This is a genomic window from Bradyrhizobium daqingense, assembly GCF_021044685.1.
GTDB classification, from domain to species: domain Bacteria; phylum Pseudomonadota; class Alphaproteobacteria; order Rhizobiales; family Xanthobacteraceae; genus Bradyrhizobium; species Bradyrhizobium daqingense.
On sequence record NZ_CP088014.1, the window covers coordinates 3,183,996 to 3,196,574 of the forward strand.

Genomic DNA, 12,579 nt, shown 5'->3' on the forward strand with positions numbered 1-12,579 from the left:
TCGTCTCTCCTCAACTATCGAACTTGCGGGTTCCGGATCTGCCGCAGCGCCTCGCCGGCGGCCATCGCCGCGGTCATGGCCACATTGAGCGACCGCAGCCCTGGGGTGATCGGGATCACCAGCCGGGCATCAGCGGCCTCGACCACCGCGTCGGTGACGCCGGCGCTCTCGCGCCCGAATAGCAGGATGTCCGACGTCTGGTAATGAAAATCGCGGTAGTCGGTGGCCCCTTTGGTGGTGAACAGCAGCAGGCGGTAGCCTTGTGCCGCACGCCACTCCTCGAATCTCGCCCAGGAGTCGTGCCTGGTGATGCTGACATGGTCGAGGTAATCCATTCCCGCCCGGCGGAAATGGCGGTCGGAGACCGGGAAGCCGGCGGGTTCGATGATGTGGGCTGCCATGCCGAGACAGGCGCAGAGCCTGAGAATCGTGCCGGTGTTCTGGGGGATGTCGGGCTGAAAAAGAGCTATCTGCATGGGCGGCGACGGGCTGGTTGCGGGCGCAAAATGTCTCAATAAAACATCGCTCGCCCCGGAATTCGTGCATTGCACGCTCCCGCGCCGATAGCGGGCTTGCGCTCGCCCGGCAAGGGTGCCAATAGAACGATTCTGGACTGCTGTTTTCCCCATTTTGGGCGTGAGCAAGCAAAGTTCTGCCGCCGCGGGGGGCCGCGGGCGCCGGCAGCCTTTCCGGGGACCTCATGGGCGCCCCCTGGAGCGGTTCCACCGGTCGCACAGAAGAAAGGGTTGGAATCGTGACGACAGCGTCTTCGGCGGACCATCCGACACGCCGTGATTTCTTATTCGTTGCAACCGGGGCATTTGCAGCAGTAGGGGGTGCGGCTGCGCTCTGGCCCTTCATCTCTCAAATGAATCCGGACGCTTCGACCATCGCCGCCGGTGCGCCGATCGAGGTCGATCTCAGCCCGATCGCCGAGGGCCAGGACATCAAGGTGTTCTGGCGCGGCAAGCCGATCTACATCAGCCACCGCACCAAGAAGCAGATCGACGAGGCGCGCGCCGTCAACGTGGCGAGCCTGCCCGATCCGCAAGCCGACGATGCCCGCGTCAAGTCCGGTCACGAGCAGTGGCTGGTCGTCATCGGCATCTGCACCCATCTCGGTTGCATCCCGATCGCTCATGAAGGCAGCTACGACGGCTTCTTCTGCCCCTGCCATGGTTCGGTGTACGATACGTCCGGCCGCATCCGCCAGGGCCCTGCGCCCTCGAACCTGGCTGTGCCCCCGTACACGTTCGTTTCCGACACCAAAATCCAGATCGGCTGAACTTCGGGCCTTAGTCCGAAGCTTCGCGCCGTCTCGTCGTACTATTTCCTCAGGATCGCATCATGAGCGGACCATCCGACTACCAGCCGAGTCATCCGGCCCTGCAATGGATCGAGCGGCGCCTGCCGATCTTTGGTCTTATCCATTCCTCCTTCGTCGCCTATCCCACCCCGCGCAACCTGAACTATTGGTGGACCTTCGGCGCCATCCTCTCCTTCATGCTGGGCATGCAGATCCTGACCGGCGTGATCCTGGCGATGCACTACACGCCGAATGCCGATCTCGCCTTCAAGTCGGTCGAGCTGATCGTCCGTGACGTGAATTACGGCTGGCTGCTGCGCAACATGCACGCGGTCGGCGCTTCGATGTTCTTCGTTGCGGTCTACGTCCATATGTTCCGCGGCCTTTACTACGGGTCGTACAAGGAGCCGCGCGAGGTGTTGTGGATCCTCGGCGTCATCATCTACCTCCTGATGATGGCGACGGGCTTCATGGGCTACGTGCTGCCGTGGGGCCAGATGAGCTTCTGGGGCGCTACCGTCATCACCAATTTGTTCTCCGCGATTCCCTATGTCGGCGAGAGCATCGTGACGCTGCTGTGGGGCGGCTACGCGGTCGGCAACCCGACGCTGAACCGCTTCTTCTCGCTGCACTATCTACTGCCGTTCGTGATCGCGGGCGTGGTCGTGCTCCACGTCTGGGCTCTGCACGTCGCCGGCCAGAACAACCCCGATGGTGTCGAGCCGAAGACGGAAAAGGACACGGTGCCGTTCACGCCGCATGCCACCATCAAGGACATGTTCGGCGTCGCCTGCTTCATGCTGCTCTATGCCTGGTTCATCTTCTACATGCCGAACTATCTCGGCGACGCCGACAACTACATTCCGGCGAACCCGGGCGTGACGCCGCCGCACATCGTGCCGGAATGGTATTACCTGCCGTTCTACGCGATCCTGCGCTCGATCCCGGACAAGCTCGCGGGCGTCATCGCCATGTTCGGAGCGATCATCATCCTGTGCTTCCTGCCCTGGCTCGACAGCGCAAAGACGAGGTCGTCGAAGTACCGTCCGCTGGCCAAGCAGTTCTTCTGGATCTTCGTCGCGGTCTGCATCCTGCTCGGCTATCTCGGCGCACAGCCGCCGGAAGGCATCTACGTCATTGCCGGCCGGATCCTGACGTTCTGCTACTTCGCCTACTTCCTGATCGTGCTGCCGCTGCTCGCGCGCATCGAGAAGCCGCGGCCGGTTCCGAACTCGATCTCGGATGCGGTGCTGGCCAAGACCGGGAGCAGGTCGACGCCGATGGTCTCGACTGCGATCGTGCTGGCGCTGGCCGCTTCGTTGTTCGCGGGCTCGATGGACAGCGCGAAAGCGGCCGAGGGCGGCGACAAGCCGCCGGGCAACAAATGGTCGTTCTCGGGTCCTTTCGGTAAGTTCGATCGCGGCGCGCTCCAGCGCGGCCTGAAGGTCTACAAGGAGGTCTGCGCCAGCTGCCACGGCCTGTCCTACGTCGCCTTCCGCAACCTCGCCGAGCCCGGCGGGCCCGGCTATTCGGTGGCGCAGGCTTCGGCGTTTGCGTCCGAGTACAAGGTCAAGGACGGCCCGAACGATGCGGGCGACATGTTCGAGCGGCCGGGCCGGCCGGCCGACTATTTCCCCTCGCCATTCCCGAACGAGCAGGCTGCGCGTGCGGCGAACGGAGGCGCGGCGCCACCCGACCTGTCCCTGATCACCAAGGCACGCTCGTACAAGCGCGGCTTCCCCTGGTTCATCTTCGACGTCTTCACCCAGTACCAGGAGCAGGGGCCCGACTACGTCACCGCGGTGCTCCAGGGCTATGAGGAGAAGACGCCGGAGGGCGTGACCCTCCCGGAGGGCTCCTACTACAACAAGTACTTCCCGGGCCATGCGATCAAGATGCCGAAGCCGCTCAGTGACGGCCAGGTGACCTATGACGACGGCGCGCCGACCACGGTCGCGCAATATTCCAAGGACGTCACGACATTCCTGATGTGGACCGCCGAGCCGCACATGGAAGCGCGCAAGCGCCTCGGCTTCCAGGTCTTCGTCTTCCTGATCATTTTCGTGGGCCTGATGTACTTCACCAAGAAGAAGGTCTGGGCCGCCTCGCACTGAGCGGCGCGAGATGAGACATGAAAAAGCCCCCGCAAGGGGGCTTTTTTGTTGGCCTGTCATGCGGTGGCGATGCGCGGGCATCGAGCCCCGAATCCATTCATCCTCCGACGCCGCGGCTTGATGGATTCCGGGCTCGCGCTGCACGGCGCCCCCGGAATGACGAGAGTGTGGATTGCGTCCCACGCGCGCGCCCGCCAAAATAGCGCCAACCGCTCCCCCAAAACGCGTCGGAGGACACCATGGGAACCAGCATCACCTTCAAGCGCCCGGACGGCAAGGACGCCTCGGGCTATCTCGCCAATGCCGCACGCGGCAATGCGCCGGGCGTGGTCGTGATCCAGGAATGGTGGGGCCTGTCGGACCAGATCAAGGGCCTGTGCGACCGCTTCGCACTCGCCGGCTTCGATGCGCTGGCGCCGGATCTCTACAAGGGCAAGGTGGTGCCCTACCACGACACGGACAGCGCCAACAAGGAGATGAACTCGCTCGACTTCATGGATGCCACCACGCAGACCGTGCGCGGCGCCACGCAATATCTGTCGCGCAATGGCGCCAAGATCGGCCTGACGGGCTTCTGCCTCGGCGGCGCCGTGACCATCATCGGCGCGACCAAGATCCCGGAGCTCGCGGCCGGCGTCGTGTTCTACGGCATTCCCCCGGAGCAGGCGGCCAAGCCCGCCGACGTCAAGATCCCGCTCCAGGCCCACTTCGCCAACAAGGACGATTGGTGCACGCCGGAGCTGGTCAACGGCTTCGAAAAGGCCATGAAGGCGGCCGGCAAGTCGCTCGAGCTGTTCCGCTATGACGCCGAGCACGCCTTCGTCAACGAGCAGCGCCAGGCCGTCCACGACCGCGAAGCCGCCGAGCTCGCTTGGGGCAGGGCGATCAAGTTCTTCGCCAATCATCTAGGAGGCAACAGCGCAGCTTAATCAATCCGTAGCCCGGATGGAGCGCAGCGTAATCCGGGGTCCTCTCATCGTGGCACGAACCCCGGATTGCGCTGCGCTCCATCCGGGCTGCCACTCCGACGTACCCTTGACGCCGCCTCCGCGCCATGATGTTAGTTCCCCCATGAGCATCGCCGTCCGCCCAGCCCGTTTTTGGTGGCGCACCTCCTGACGAGGTGGCCGGTGCGATTTTCCTTTCCCAAATCGTCTGAGGTCGCCAGCACAGCGCGGCGGCCCGATCGTTTGTCCTGTGTGGCGTTCCCTCGGCAAGTTTCGTAAGAGGACGACATGAACAGGACCGTCTTTGCCCTCCCGGCTCGAAGCGACTACATGACCCGCGCAGGTCTTGCGATCACGCGCGTGGCCGAGCAGTTCACCGGCGGCGCCAACAGGCTCGACGACCTCATCAGCCTGCTCGACCGCCGCCGCGGCGTGGTGCTGTCCTCGGGCACGACCGTGCCCGGCCGCTATGAGAGCTTCGACCTCGGCTTCTCCGATCCCCCGCTCAAGCTCGAGACCACGGGCGTCGATTTCAAGCTGGAAGCGCTGAACGAACGCGGGCAGGTGCTGATCGCCTTCCTCGGCGACGTCCTGCGCGAGCCCTGCGTGGTGATCTCCGAGAGGACGGCAACGCGCCTGGCCGGCCACATCATCCGCGGCGATGCCCCGGTCGAAGAGGACCAGCGCACCCGGCGCGCCAGCGTGATGTCGCTGGTGCGCGATATCATTGCCGCTTTCTCTGCCAGTGACGACGGGCTGCTCGGCCTGTTCGGCGCCTTCGCCTACGACCTCGTCTTCCAGATCGAGGACCTCGTGCAGAAGCGCCCGCGCGAGGCCGACCAGCGCGACATCGTGCTCTATGTTCCCGATCGCCTGTTGGCCTATGACCGCGCCACCGGCCGCGGCGTCGTGCTCGCATACGACTTCGCCTGGAACGGCAAGTCCACCAAGGGCCTGCCGCGCGAGACCGCCGACAGCCCGTATCTGAAGACGCCCCGCCAGGGCTTCGCCGATCACGCGCCCGGCGAATACCAAGCCACGGTCGAAACCGCGCGCGCCGCTTTTGCGCGCGGCGATCTCTTCGAGGCGGTGCCGGGACAGCTCTTCGCGGAGCCGTGCGACCGCTCCCCGGCCGAAGTGTTCCAGCGGCTCTGCGTCATCAACCCGTCGCCCTATGGCGCGCTGATGAATCTCGGGGAAGGCGAGTTTCTCGTCTCGGCTTCGCCGGAAATGTTCGTGCGCTCCGACGGCCGGCGCGTGGAGACCTGCCCGATCTCCGGCACGATCGCGCGCGGCAGGGATGCGATCGGCGACGCCGAGCAGATCCGCCAGCTGCTGAACTCGGAGAAGGACGAGTTCGAGCTCAACATGTGCACCGACGTCGACCGCAACGATAAGGCGCGCGTCTGCGTGCCCGGCACCATCAAGGTGCTGGCGCGGCGGCAGATCGAGACCTACTCGAAGCTGTTCCACACCGTCGATCACGTCGAGGGCATGCTGCGCCCCGGCTTCGACGCGCTCGATGCCTTCCTGACCCATGCCTGGGCGGTGACGGTGACAGGTGCGCCAAAGCTCTGGGCGATGCAGTTCGTCGAGGATCACGAGCGCTCGCCGCGGCGCTGGTACGCCGGCGCGATCGGTGCGGTGAATTTCGACGGCAGCATCAACACCGGCCTCACCATCCGCACCATCCGCATGAAGGATGGCCTCGCCGAAGTGCGCGTCGGCGCGACCTGCCTGTTCGATTCAGATCCCGCCGCGGAAGACCGCGAATGCCAGGTCAAGGCGGCCGCGCTGTTCCAGGCACTGCGCGGCGATCCGCCGAAGCCGCTGTCGACCTTCGCGCCGGATGCGACCGGCAGCGGCAAGCAGGTGCTGCTGATCGACCACGACGACAGTTTCGTGCACATGCTCGCCGACTACTTCCGCCAGGTCGGCGCCAGCGTCACCGTGGTTCGCTACGTGCATGCGCTCGACATGCTCGAGCAGAAGAAGTGGGATTTGCTGGTGCTGTCGCCCGGGCCCGGCAGGCCGGAGGATTTCGCGATCAGGAAGACCATCGATGCGGCGCTGGAGAAGAATCTGCCGGTGTTCGGCGTCTGCCTCGGCGTGCAGGCGATCGGCGAATATTTCGGCGGTGAGCTCGGCCAGCTCACCCATCCCGCCCACGGCCGGCCCTCGCGGGTGCAGGTGCGCGGCGGTCGCCTGATGCGCAACCTGCCGAACGAGATCGTCATCGGCCGCTATCACTCGCTCTATGTCGAGCGCGACAGCATGCCCGAGGTGCTGAACGTGACAGCGAGCACCGAGGACGGCGTCGCCATGGCGCTGGAGCACAAGACGCTGCCAGTGGCCGGCGTGCAATTCCATCCGGAATCGCTGATGTCGCTCAGCGGCGAGGTGGGATTAAGGATCGTCGAGAATGCGTTCCGGCTTAGTGCTGAAGCGAATTGAGTGAGGCCGTCATTGCGAGGAGCGGAGCGACGAAGCAATCCAGGCTGCCGCCGGGAAGAAAGTCTGGATTGCTTCGCTTCGCTCGCAATGACGGGGAGACAACCAAAGCGAGATAACCATGACTTTTGATCACGACATCAAGGCCAGCGTTCGCACCATCCCGGACTATCCGAAGCCCGGGATCATGTTCCGCGACATCACGACCCTGCTTGCGGACGCGCGGGCGTTCCGCCGCGCGGTCGACGAGCTCGTCAATCCCTGGGCCGGCAACAAGATCGACAAGGTCGCCGGAATGGAAGCGCGGGGCTTCATCATCGGCGGGGCGGTGGCGCATCAGCTCTCGGCCGGCTTCGTGCCGATCCGCAAGAAGGGCAAGCTGCCGCACACCACCGTGCGCATTGCTTACTCGCTCGAATACGGCATCGACGAGATGGAGATGCACGTCGACGCGATCCATCCCGGCGAGCGCGTGATCCTGGTCGACGATCTCATTGCCACCGGCGGCACCGCCGAGGGCGCGGTGAAGCTGCTGCGCCAGATCGGGGCCAATGTGGTCGCCGCCTGCTTCATCATCGACCTGCCCGAGCTCGGCGGCGCCGCCAAGCTGCGCGCCATGGACGTGCCAGTCCGCACGCTGATGACGTTCGAGGGGCATTGATCGAGGGAGGACGCAGGATGCGTGGTGGCGCCATCCCTAGGCCTTGAGTCCGCAGATGTGCACGACGAAGGATGAGGGAAGGACTGCCAGAAGGTGCCATACTGCACCGGCGCGGCTTTCGGTGAAAGCTTCGTTCGGATCGCACAGATCCCACAAGTGGCCCACCAGGCGGTGGATCGATTCATTGGTTTGACGAAGATGGTTTGCTGAATCTTCGTCATCGTAATGCATGCGACCAACAATGGTCATCGCATGGATGGACGCCGCCAAGAGCATCAGCAGCTCCTGGCGTTCTGACGCACGCATTCGATCGAGCAACTGTTGCACGACGTCGTTCATCATGGGCACTCCGCAACGTACCTAGGCAGTATGCTCGGGTAGATTTTCGGTTACGAACGCTGCAAGATTAGGCTCAGCTCCAGCTCGCGGAAGGCGATGTAGTTCCGCCGGGTCCACTGGTGCAGCTCGGTCGAGGAGTCCTTCTCCTGGCGCAGGTAGCCGGTGAAGGAGAAGTTCAGCCGGTCGATATAGGTCTTGAGGAAGCCCGGTAGCGCCGGCAGGCGGTACAGCCGGCCGCCTGCCATCGCGGGCGGCAGCTCGCCGCGCACGACGTATTCGTTGTCCACCGTCACCAGGTTCATGCGCGGGATCTGCCCGCGCAGCATCTCGTGGGCGCGGGCCGAGGCGCGGTCGGTGTCGGCGACGAACAGGATCATCGGCGCCACATGGCGGCGCGCGGCCTCCTTCAAGAGGCCGATCTCTTCGGTCATCTTGAAGAACTCGTCGAAGGCGTGGAAGCCGAGATCGATCACCTTGGCGAGACCGTCATCGACGATGACACGGTCCATCAGCTGCATCTTGCCGTAGGTGTCGATCACGTCGGCGGTCTCGGTCACCTTCGGAAGGTAATCGAGCAGCGACGGCTCCTTCAGATTGACGTCGAAGGCCGCGACGTTGCCGTTCTTGAGCAGCAGGAATTCGCTCAAAAGCCGCGCCAGCAGGGTCTTGCCGACCAGCGGGCGGGGCGAGCAGATGATGTAGACGGGCGTTGCGGGCATTGACAGCTATATCAGGCCAACTCACCGCCCAATCCAGCCGTATCAGCCCGGGCTTCGCAACTATTTTTCGCTGTTGCGGGTGACGGATTTCGATCCGACGATGTCGGTCAGGCGGATACGGTCGAATTCGCTCCAGACATTGGCCAGCCAATGCCGGACATAGCCACGCAGCACGAACGAATAGTTCGCGGCCTCGTCGTTGATGCCCTTGTTGGCGACGAATTTCAGGAACGGGACGGAGGACACTTCGACCTGCTCATAGGCCATTTCGTTGAGCTTGGGGATGGTCAGCTCGGTCGCGTCCTTGATGCGGTGGAAGTAAGAGTTGTAGGTCGCCTGGTCCCACTGGAAGAACTGGGTGTCGTTGATGAAGTTCTTCACCAGGAAATATTTCGCGCCGGTCATGAAGCCCGCCGTCTCCGCGATCTCCTCCAGCGAGGCGATCGAGGGTCCGAGAATGTGGAACACGGCGAAGGTGATCTGGCCGGCCTTGGCGGCGTCGAGGAAGCCGATGTCGCGCAGCGAGGCCAGGGCCGGCGAGAGCAGGCCGGCGCGGACGTCGATCACGGTGACCGACGGGCTGACCGCGTTGAGCGTGTCGAAGATCTTCATCTGGTCTGAGGTCGTCGTCATGTCGACGATCTCGGTGATGTCGGGGTGGAAGCGCTTCAGGGTTCCGCGCGGCGACTCCGTGTCGAAGGCGCGCGTCGGCACGTTGTTGGCTGAGAAATAATCGAGCAAGGTACGCGACACCGTGGTCTTGCCGACCCCGCCCTTGTCCGCGCCCACCACAACCACTGCCGGCTTTGCCATTGCTGTCCCCTAACGCGCGCCCCCGATCGCGAGGTCGCAATCGGCCGGGCCCCAAATCGATGTCCGAAGGATGTCCCCAGTCTGCTGTTGGGCGCGAACATGGCAGAAACAAGGGAGAATTCAATTCCTCGGTACATCGTGGGGCCAATTCCCGAGGTTTTTCCCGATCACAGGGAACCTGACGCAATCGCGGCCAATCGCGCCGGTTCAGTGGCGGCCCCAGGGTCCCATCGGATTGACGGCCGGAGTCCCTGAAGGACCTGGCGCGGGCACCGGCGGCGGATTGACCGGGTTTCCGGCATCGTCCCACGGGCCATGGCGCAGAGGCGGCGGCCCGCCCTGCGGATCCGCCTCTGCCTCGGCCTGATTAGTGTCATCCGCGGGGTCCGGCAGCGGGCCGGGATCGTGGCCGCCGGCAAACTTGACCAGCGCGTCGATCCGGGACGGCACCGAGGGGTGGGTCGCGAACAGATCGGCGAAGCCCTCGCGGGGATTGTCGACGCAGAGCTCCATCACCGCCGACGTGGCGCCCGGCAGCTCGCCGCGGCCCTCGATCTTGCGCAGCGCCGAGATCATCGCATCAGGGTCTTTCGTCAGCTCGACCGAGCCGGCATCGGCGAGATATTCGCGTGACCGCGACAGCGCGAGCTTGACCACCTGCGACAGCAGCCAGGCCAGCACGATCAGCACGACCGCGATGACGATGACGATCACCGCGCCGCCGCCGGAGCTCTTGCTGTCGCTCGACGAAGAGGACGACCGCGATGACGAGGACGAGCCCGAGGACCACGAGCCGCCGGAGCCGGAGCTCCAGTTGAGATTCGTGAACAGGCGGAAGAACAATTCGCCGAAGAAGCCGACCACGCCGGCGATGATGACGGCGACCACCATCAGCTGCACGTCGCCGTTCCTGATGTGGGTCAGCTCATGGCCCAGCACCGCCTCGATCTCCTTGTCGTTCAGCGTATCGAGGAGGCCGGTGGTGACGGTGATGGAATATTGCCGCGGATTGAGGCCGGTCGCGAACGCGTTCAGCGCCGGGCTCTCCATGATCTTCAGCTTCGGCATGGTGATGCCGCGCGAGATGCAGAGGTTTTCGAGCAGATTGTAGAGCCGTGACTGTTCCTGCCGGGTGACGGCGTGGCCGCCGGTCACGGCGTCGATCATCGACTGGTGGAAGAAATAGGCGATCGCGATCCAGGCGATGGCCGCAATGGTCGCGAAGGGCGCGGCCTTGAGCAGGTCGGCGAAGGCGGCGCTCAGATAATAGGCGACGGTCCCATTGCCGTTGATGACGACCTCGGCGACCAGCGCGCCGGCATAGATCAGCACGTAGACGAGCGCGAACAGGCCGGCGAGCAGCAGCATCGAACGAAACTTGTTCGAGGCGATGTGCGTGTAGAGACCATACGCGGCCATGACGCGGGTGTCCTGCCGGCCTATCGGCTCGAGATCAGAACTTCACCTGCGGCACCGTCTCGACCTCGGTGCGGCTGGCGCCGAGATCGAAGAAATCCTTCTTGGTGAAGCCGAACATGCCGGCGAACAAGGCGGCGGGCAGCTGCTGGATGCCGGTGTTGTATTCCTGGACTGCGTTGTTGAAGAAGCGGCGGCTGGCCGCGATCTTGTTCTCGAGATCGGAGAGCTCGGACGCGAGCTGCTGGAAATTGGCGTTGGCCTTGAGGTCGGGATAGGCCTCCGACAACGCGATCAGCCGGCCGAGCGCGCCGGAGAGCTGGTTCTCGGCGGCCGACACCTGCGCAGGCCCCTGCGCCGACATCGCCGAGTTGCGCGCCTTGATGACATCGTCGAGCGTGCCGCGCTCATGCGAGGCGTAGCCCTTCACGGTCTCGACCAGGTTCGGGATCAGATCGTGGCGCTGCTTGAGCTGGACATCGATGTCGGCAAAGGCCTGGCCGACGCGCTGGCTCAGCGCCACCAGGCGGTTGTAGGCGCTGAAGGCGAACAGCGCGAGGACGACGATGACGCCGAGAACGATCCAGCCGGTCGACATGGAGAACTCCTGAAGAGGGAAGAAGGCGGGCGCTAGCGTAGACCAAATTGACGCCGAACGAGAGCCCGTCGCGGAGGGGAGGTAGGATTTGGTCTGGCGAAGAGCCATCGGAGTTCAAGGCGAAAGGCCTGAACGAGGTTAACTTTCGGCAATGACCGCGTCGCCCCAGCGCCATCGCCGGGCACTTGCATAGGCGGCCTTGTTACGCCGCGGGACCTTCGCCAGCGTGACACCGTTTTCCGTGCAGAGCTTCGCCGCGATCTCGGCCTTGCCGACATCAGGCGGCGCCAGCACGCGCGCGGCACGCGCGGCGGGCGGCGTCCGGGTGAGGGCGACGTAGATGAAGCGCTCGTCTTCGAACGGCACCTCTGCGCCCTTGATCTGCCGGTGCGCCTGTGAGCGCGGCAGGCGCTGGGAGAAATGGCACCAGTCGGGCGCGGTGAGCGGGCAAGGCCTTTCGTGCGGGCAGGGCGCGGCAACGTAGGCGCCAGCTGCGATCAGTTGCTGGCGCAGCGCGAGAATGCGGGCATAGCCGGCGGGTGTGCCGGGCTCGATCACCACCAGCGCGTGGCGCGCCTTCGCCCACATCGTCTCGGTGAGCGCGCGCTGGTCGGCCTCACTGAGCTCACCGATGACGTAGCTGGCAATGACGAGATCGGCTGGCGAGGCCTCGGCGAGGTTGCCGCCGGCGTCGCCGGGCAGATAGCGGCACTCGGCGAGGCGTGTGCTGTCGCGTGCCAATTCGAGCGCGAGCCGGCTCAGGGTGGCATTGGCGTCGAGCAGGGTGAAGTCGTGCAGCGACGGAAACGCCTCCGCGGCGGCCCAGCTCGCGGTACCCGGACCTGCGCCGACGTCGAGCAGTGTTTCCGGGGCGAGGTCGGGCGCGATCTCGGTCAGCGCATTCACGCTTGCCGCCACGGCTGCGTAGGTCGCCGGCATGCGTGCCAGCGCATAAGCGAGCGCATCGGCTTCCGACTTGATCGTGCCGGAGGTGCCGCCTGCGCGATAGGCGGTCGATATTTTCTGTGATCGTTGTGCCGCGTCGGTGCGCGAGAAGCCCTGGAGCTTTGCGTCGAGGGCGGCCTTCAGTTCGGCGGGGAGGGTGGGGGAGATCATGTTGCCCACCGTCATTCCGGGGCGCGCGTAGCGCGAACCCGGAAGTTCGAGATTGTCGTGCGAGATTCCGGGTTCTCGCTTCGCGAGCCCCGGAATGAC

Annotated in this window: 12 protein-coding genes; 5 read left to right on the plus strand and 7 right to left on the minus strand. The window is 64.6% G+C overall.

What is annotated here, in order from left to right; genetic code table 11:
* Nucleotides 1-14 precede the first annotated feature (14 nt).
* Nucleotides 15-476: a tRNA (cytidine(34)-2'-O)-methyltransferase gene (locus LPJ38_RS15205; protein ID WP_145637233.1), complete on the minus strand. Its 462-nt coding sequence runs from the start codon at nt 474-476 to the stop codon at nt 15-17.
* Between the two features lie 278 nt (nt 477-754).
* Here LPJ38_RS15205 and petA point away from each other — a divergent pair, with 278 nt between their 5' ends.
* From petA to LPJ38_RS15230, 5 genes are all read left to right on the plus strand, one after another.
* Complete coding sequence (petA, locus tag LPJ38_RS15210; RefSeq protein ID WP_060736750.1) at nt 755-1,285, plus strand: ubiquinol-cytochrome c reductase iron-sulfur subunit; 531 nt, start codon at nt 755-757, stop codon at nt 1,283-1,285.
* 62 nt (nt 1,286-1,347) lie between these two features.
* On the plus strand, nt 1,348-3,420 hold the full coding sequence (gene fbcH / locus LPJ38_RS15215; RefSeq protein WP_145636893.1) for a cytochrome b/c1: 2,073 nt from the start codon (nt 1,348-1,350) through the stop codon (nt 3,418-3,420).
* A 239-nt stretch (nt 3,421-3,659) separates the two neighbouring features.
* Nucleotides 3,660-4,349, plus strand: a complete 690-nt coding sequence (locus LPJ38_RS15220) for a dienelactone hydrolase family protein (RefSeq protein WP_145636896.1) — start codon at nt 3,660-3,662, stop codon at nt 4,347-4,349.
* A gap of 306 nt (nt 4,350-4,655) precedes the next feature.
* Nucleotides 4,656-6,821: an anthranilate synthase component I gene (locus tag LPJ38_RS15225; protein WP_145636899.1), complete on the plus strand. Its 2,166-nt coding sequence runs from the start codon at nt 4,656-4,658 to the stop codon at nt 6,819-6,821.
* Between the two features lie 118 nt (nt 6,822-6,939).
* Nucleotides 6,940-7,479 (plus strand): adenine phosphoribosyltransferase, encoded by a 540-nt coding sequence (locus LPJ38_RS15230; RefSeq protein WP_025038155.1) that lies wholly within the window; start codon nt 6,940-6,942, stop codon nt 7,477-7,479.
* 36 nt (nt 7,480-7,515) lie between these two features.
* Here the strand turns inward: LPJ38_RS15230 and LPJ38_RS15235 are convergent, their stop codons facing one another.
* The 6 genes from LPJ38_RS15235 to LPJ38_RS15260 all read right to left on the minus strand — a co-directional run bounded on the left by LPJ38_RS15235 (nt 7,516) and on the right by LPJ38_RS15260 (nt 12,480).
* Entirely contained in the window at nt 7,516-7,821 is a 306-nt protein-coding gene (locus LPJ38_RS15235; RefSeq protein WP_145636902.1) for a hypothetical protein, read from the minus strand.
* A gap of 47 nt (nt 7,822-7,868) precedes the next feature.
* The gene (locus LPJ38_RS15240; RefSeq protein WP_145636905.1) at nt 7,869-8,537 is read right to left on the minus strand and encodes a hypothetical protein; all 669 of its coding nucleotides are present in this window, start codon (nt 8,535-8,537) and stop codon (nt 7,869-7,871) included.
* 60 nt (nt 8,538-8,597) lie between these two features.
* Nucleotides 8,598-9,350: a P-loop NTPase family protein gene (locus tag LPJ38_RS15245; protein ID WP_145636908.1), complete on the minus strand. Its 753-nt coding sequence runs from the start codon at nt 9,348-9,350 to the stop codon at nt 8,598-8,600.
* Nucleotides 9,351-9,557: 207 nt separating this feature from the next.
* Nucleotides 9,558-10,769 carry a M48 family metallopeptidase gene (locus LPJ38_RS15250; RefSeq protein ID WP_145636911.1) on the minus strand — a complete coding sequence of 404 codons (1,212 nt, stop codon included), beginning with the start codon at nt 10,767-10,769 and terminating at the stop codon, nt 9,558-9,560.
* A gap of 34 nt (nt 10,770-10,803) precedes the next feature.
* Nucleotides 10,804-11,364 carry a LemA family protein gene (locus LPJ38_RS15255; RefSeq protein WP_028179392.1) on the minus strand — a complete coding sequence of 187 codons (561 nt, stop codon included), beginning with the start codon at nt 11,362-11,364 and terminating at the stop codon, nt 10,804-10,806.
* Between the two features lie 138 nt (nt 11,365-11,502).
* Nucleotides 11,503-12,480: a small ribosomal subunit Rsm22 family protein gene (locus tag LPJ38_RS15260; RefSeq protein ID WP_145636914.1), complete on the minus strand. Its 978-nt coding sequence runs from the start codon at nt 12,478-12,480 to the stop codon at nt 11,503-11,505.
* Nucleotides 12,481-12,579: the final 99 nt, after the last annotated feature.

What these genes read in the sequence shown, in the direction of transcription:
- LPJ38_RS15205 (WP_145637233.1), bottom strand. Translation starts at nt 476, where the DNA reads ATGCAGATAGCTCTTTTTCAGCCCGACATCCCCCAGAACACCGGCACG.
- fbcH (WP_145636893.1), top strand. Translation starts at nt 1,348, where the DNA reads ATGAGCGGACCATCCGACTACCAGCCGAGTCATCCGGCCCTGCAATGG.
- LPJ38_RS15220 (WP_145636896.1), top strand. Translation starts at nt 3,660, where the DNA reads ATGGGAACCAGCATCACCTTCAAGCGCCCGGACGGCAAGGACGCCTCG.
- LPJ38_RS15225 (WP_145636899.1), top strand. Translation starts at nt 4,656, where the DNA reads ATGAACAGGACCGTCTTTGCCCTCCCGGCTCGAAGCGACTACATGACC.
- LPJ38_RS15230 (WP_025038155.1), top strand. Translation starts at nt 6,940, where the DNA reads ATGACTTTTGATCACGACATCAAGGCCAGCGTTCGCACCATCCCGGAC.
- LPJ38_RS15235 (WP_145636902.1), bottom strand. Translation starts at nt 7,821, where the DNA reads ATGATGAACGACGTCGTGCAACAGTTGCTCGATCGAATGCGTGCGTCA.
- LPJ38_RS15240 (WP_145636905.1), bottom strand. Translation starts at nt 8,537, where the DNA reads ATGCCCGCAACGCCCGTCTACATCATCTGCTCGCCCCGCCCGCTGGTC.
- LPJ38_RS15245 (WP_145636908.1), bottom strand. Translation starts at nt 9,350, where the DNA reads ATGGCAAAGCCGGCAGTGGTTGTGGTGGGCGCGGACAAGGGCGGGGTC.
- LPJ38_RS15250 (WP_145636911.1), bottom strand. Translation starts at nt 10,769, where the DNA reads ATGGCCGCGTATGGTCTCTACACGCACATCGCCTCGAACAAGTTTCGT.
- LPJ38_RS15255 (WP_028179392.1), bottom strand. Translation starts at nt 11,364, where the DNA reads ATGTCGACCGGCTGGATCGTTCTCGGCGTCATCGTCGTCCTCGCGCTG.
- LPJ38_RS15260 (WP_145636914.1), bottom strand. Translation starts at nt 12,480, where the DNA reads ATGATCTCCCCCACCCTCCCCGCCGAACTGAAGGCCGCCCTCGACGCA.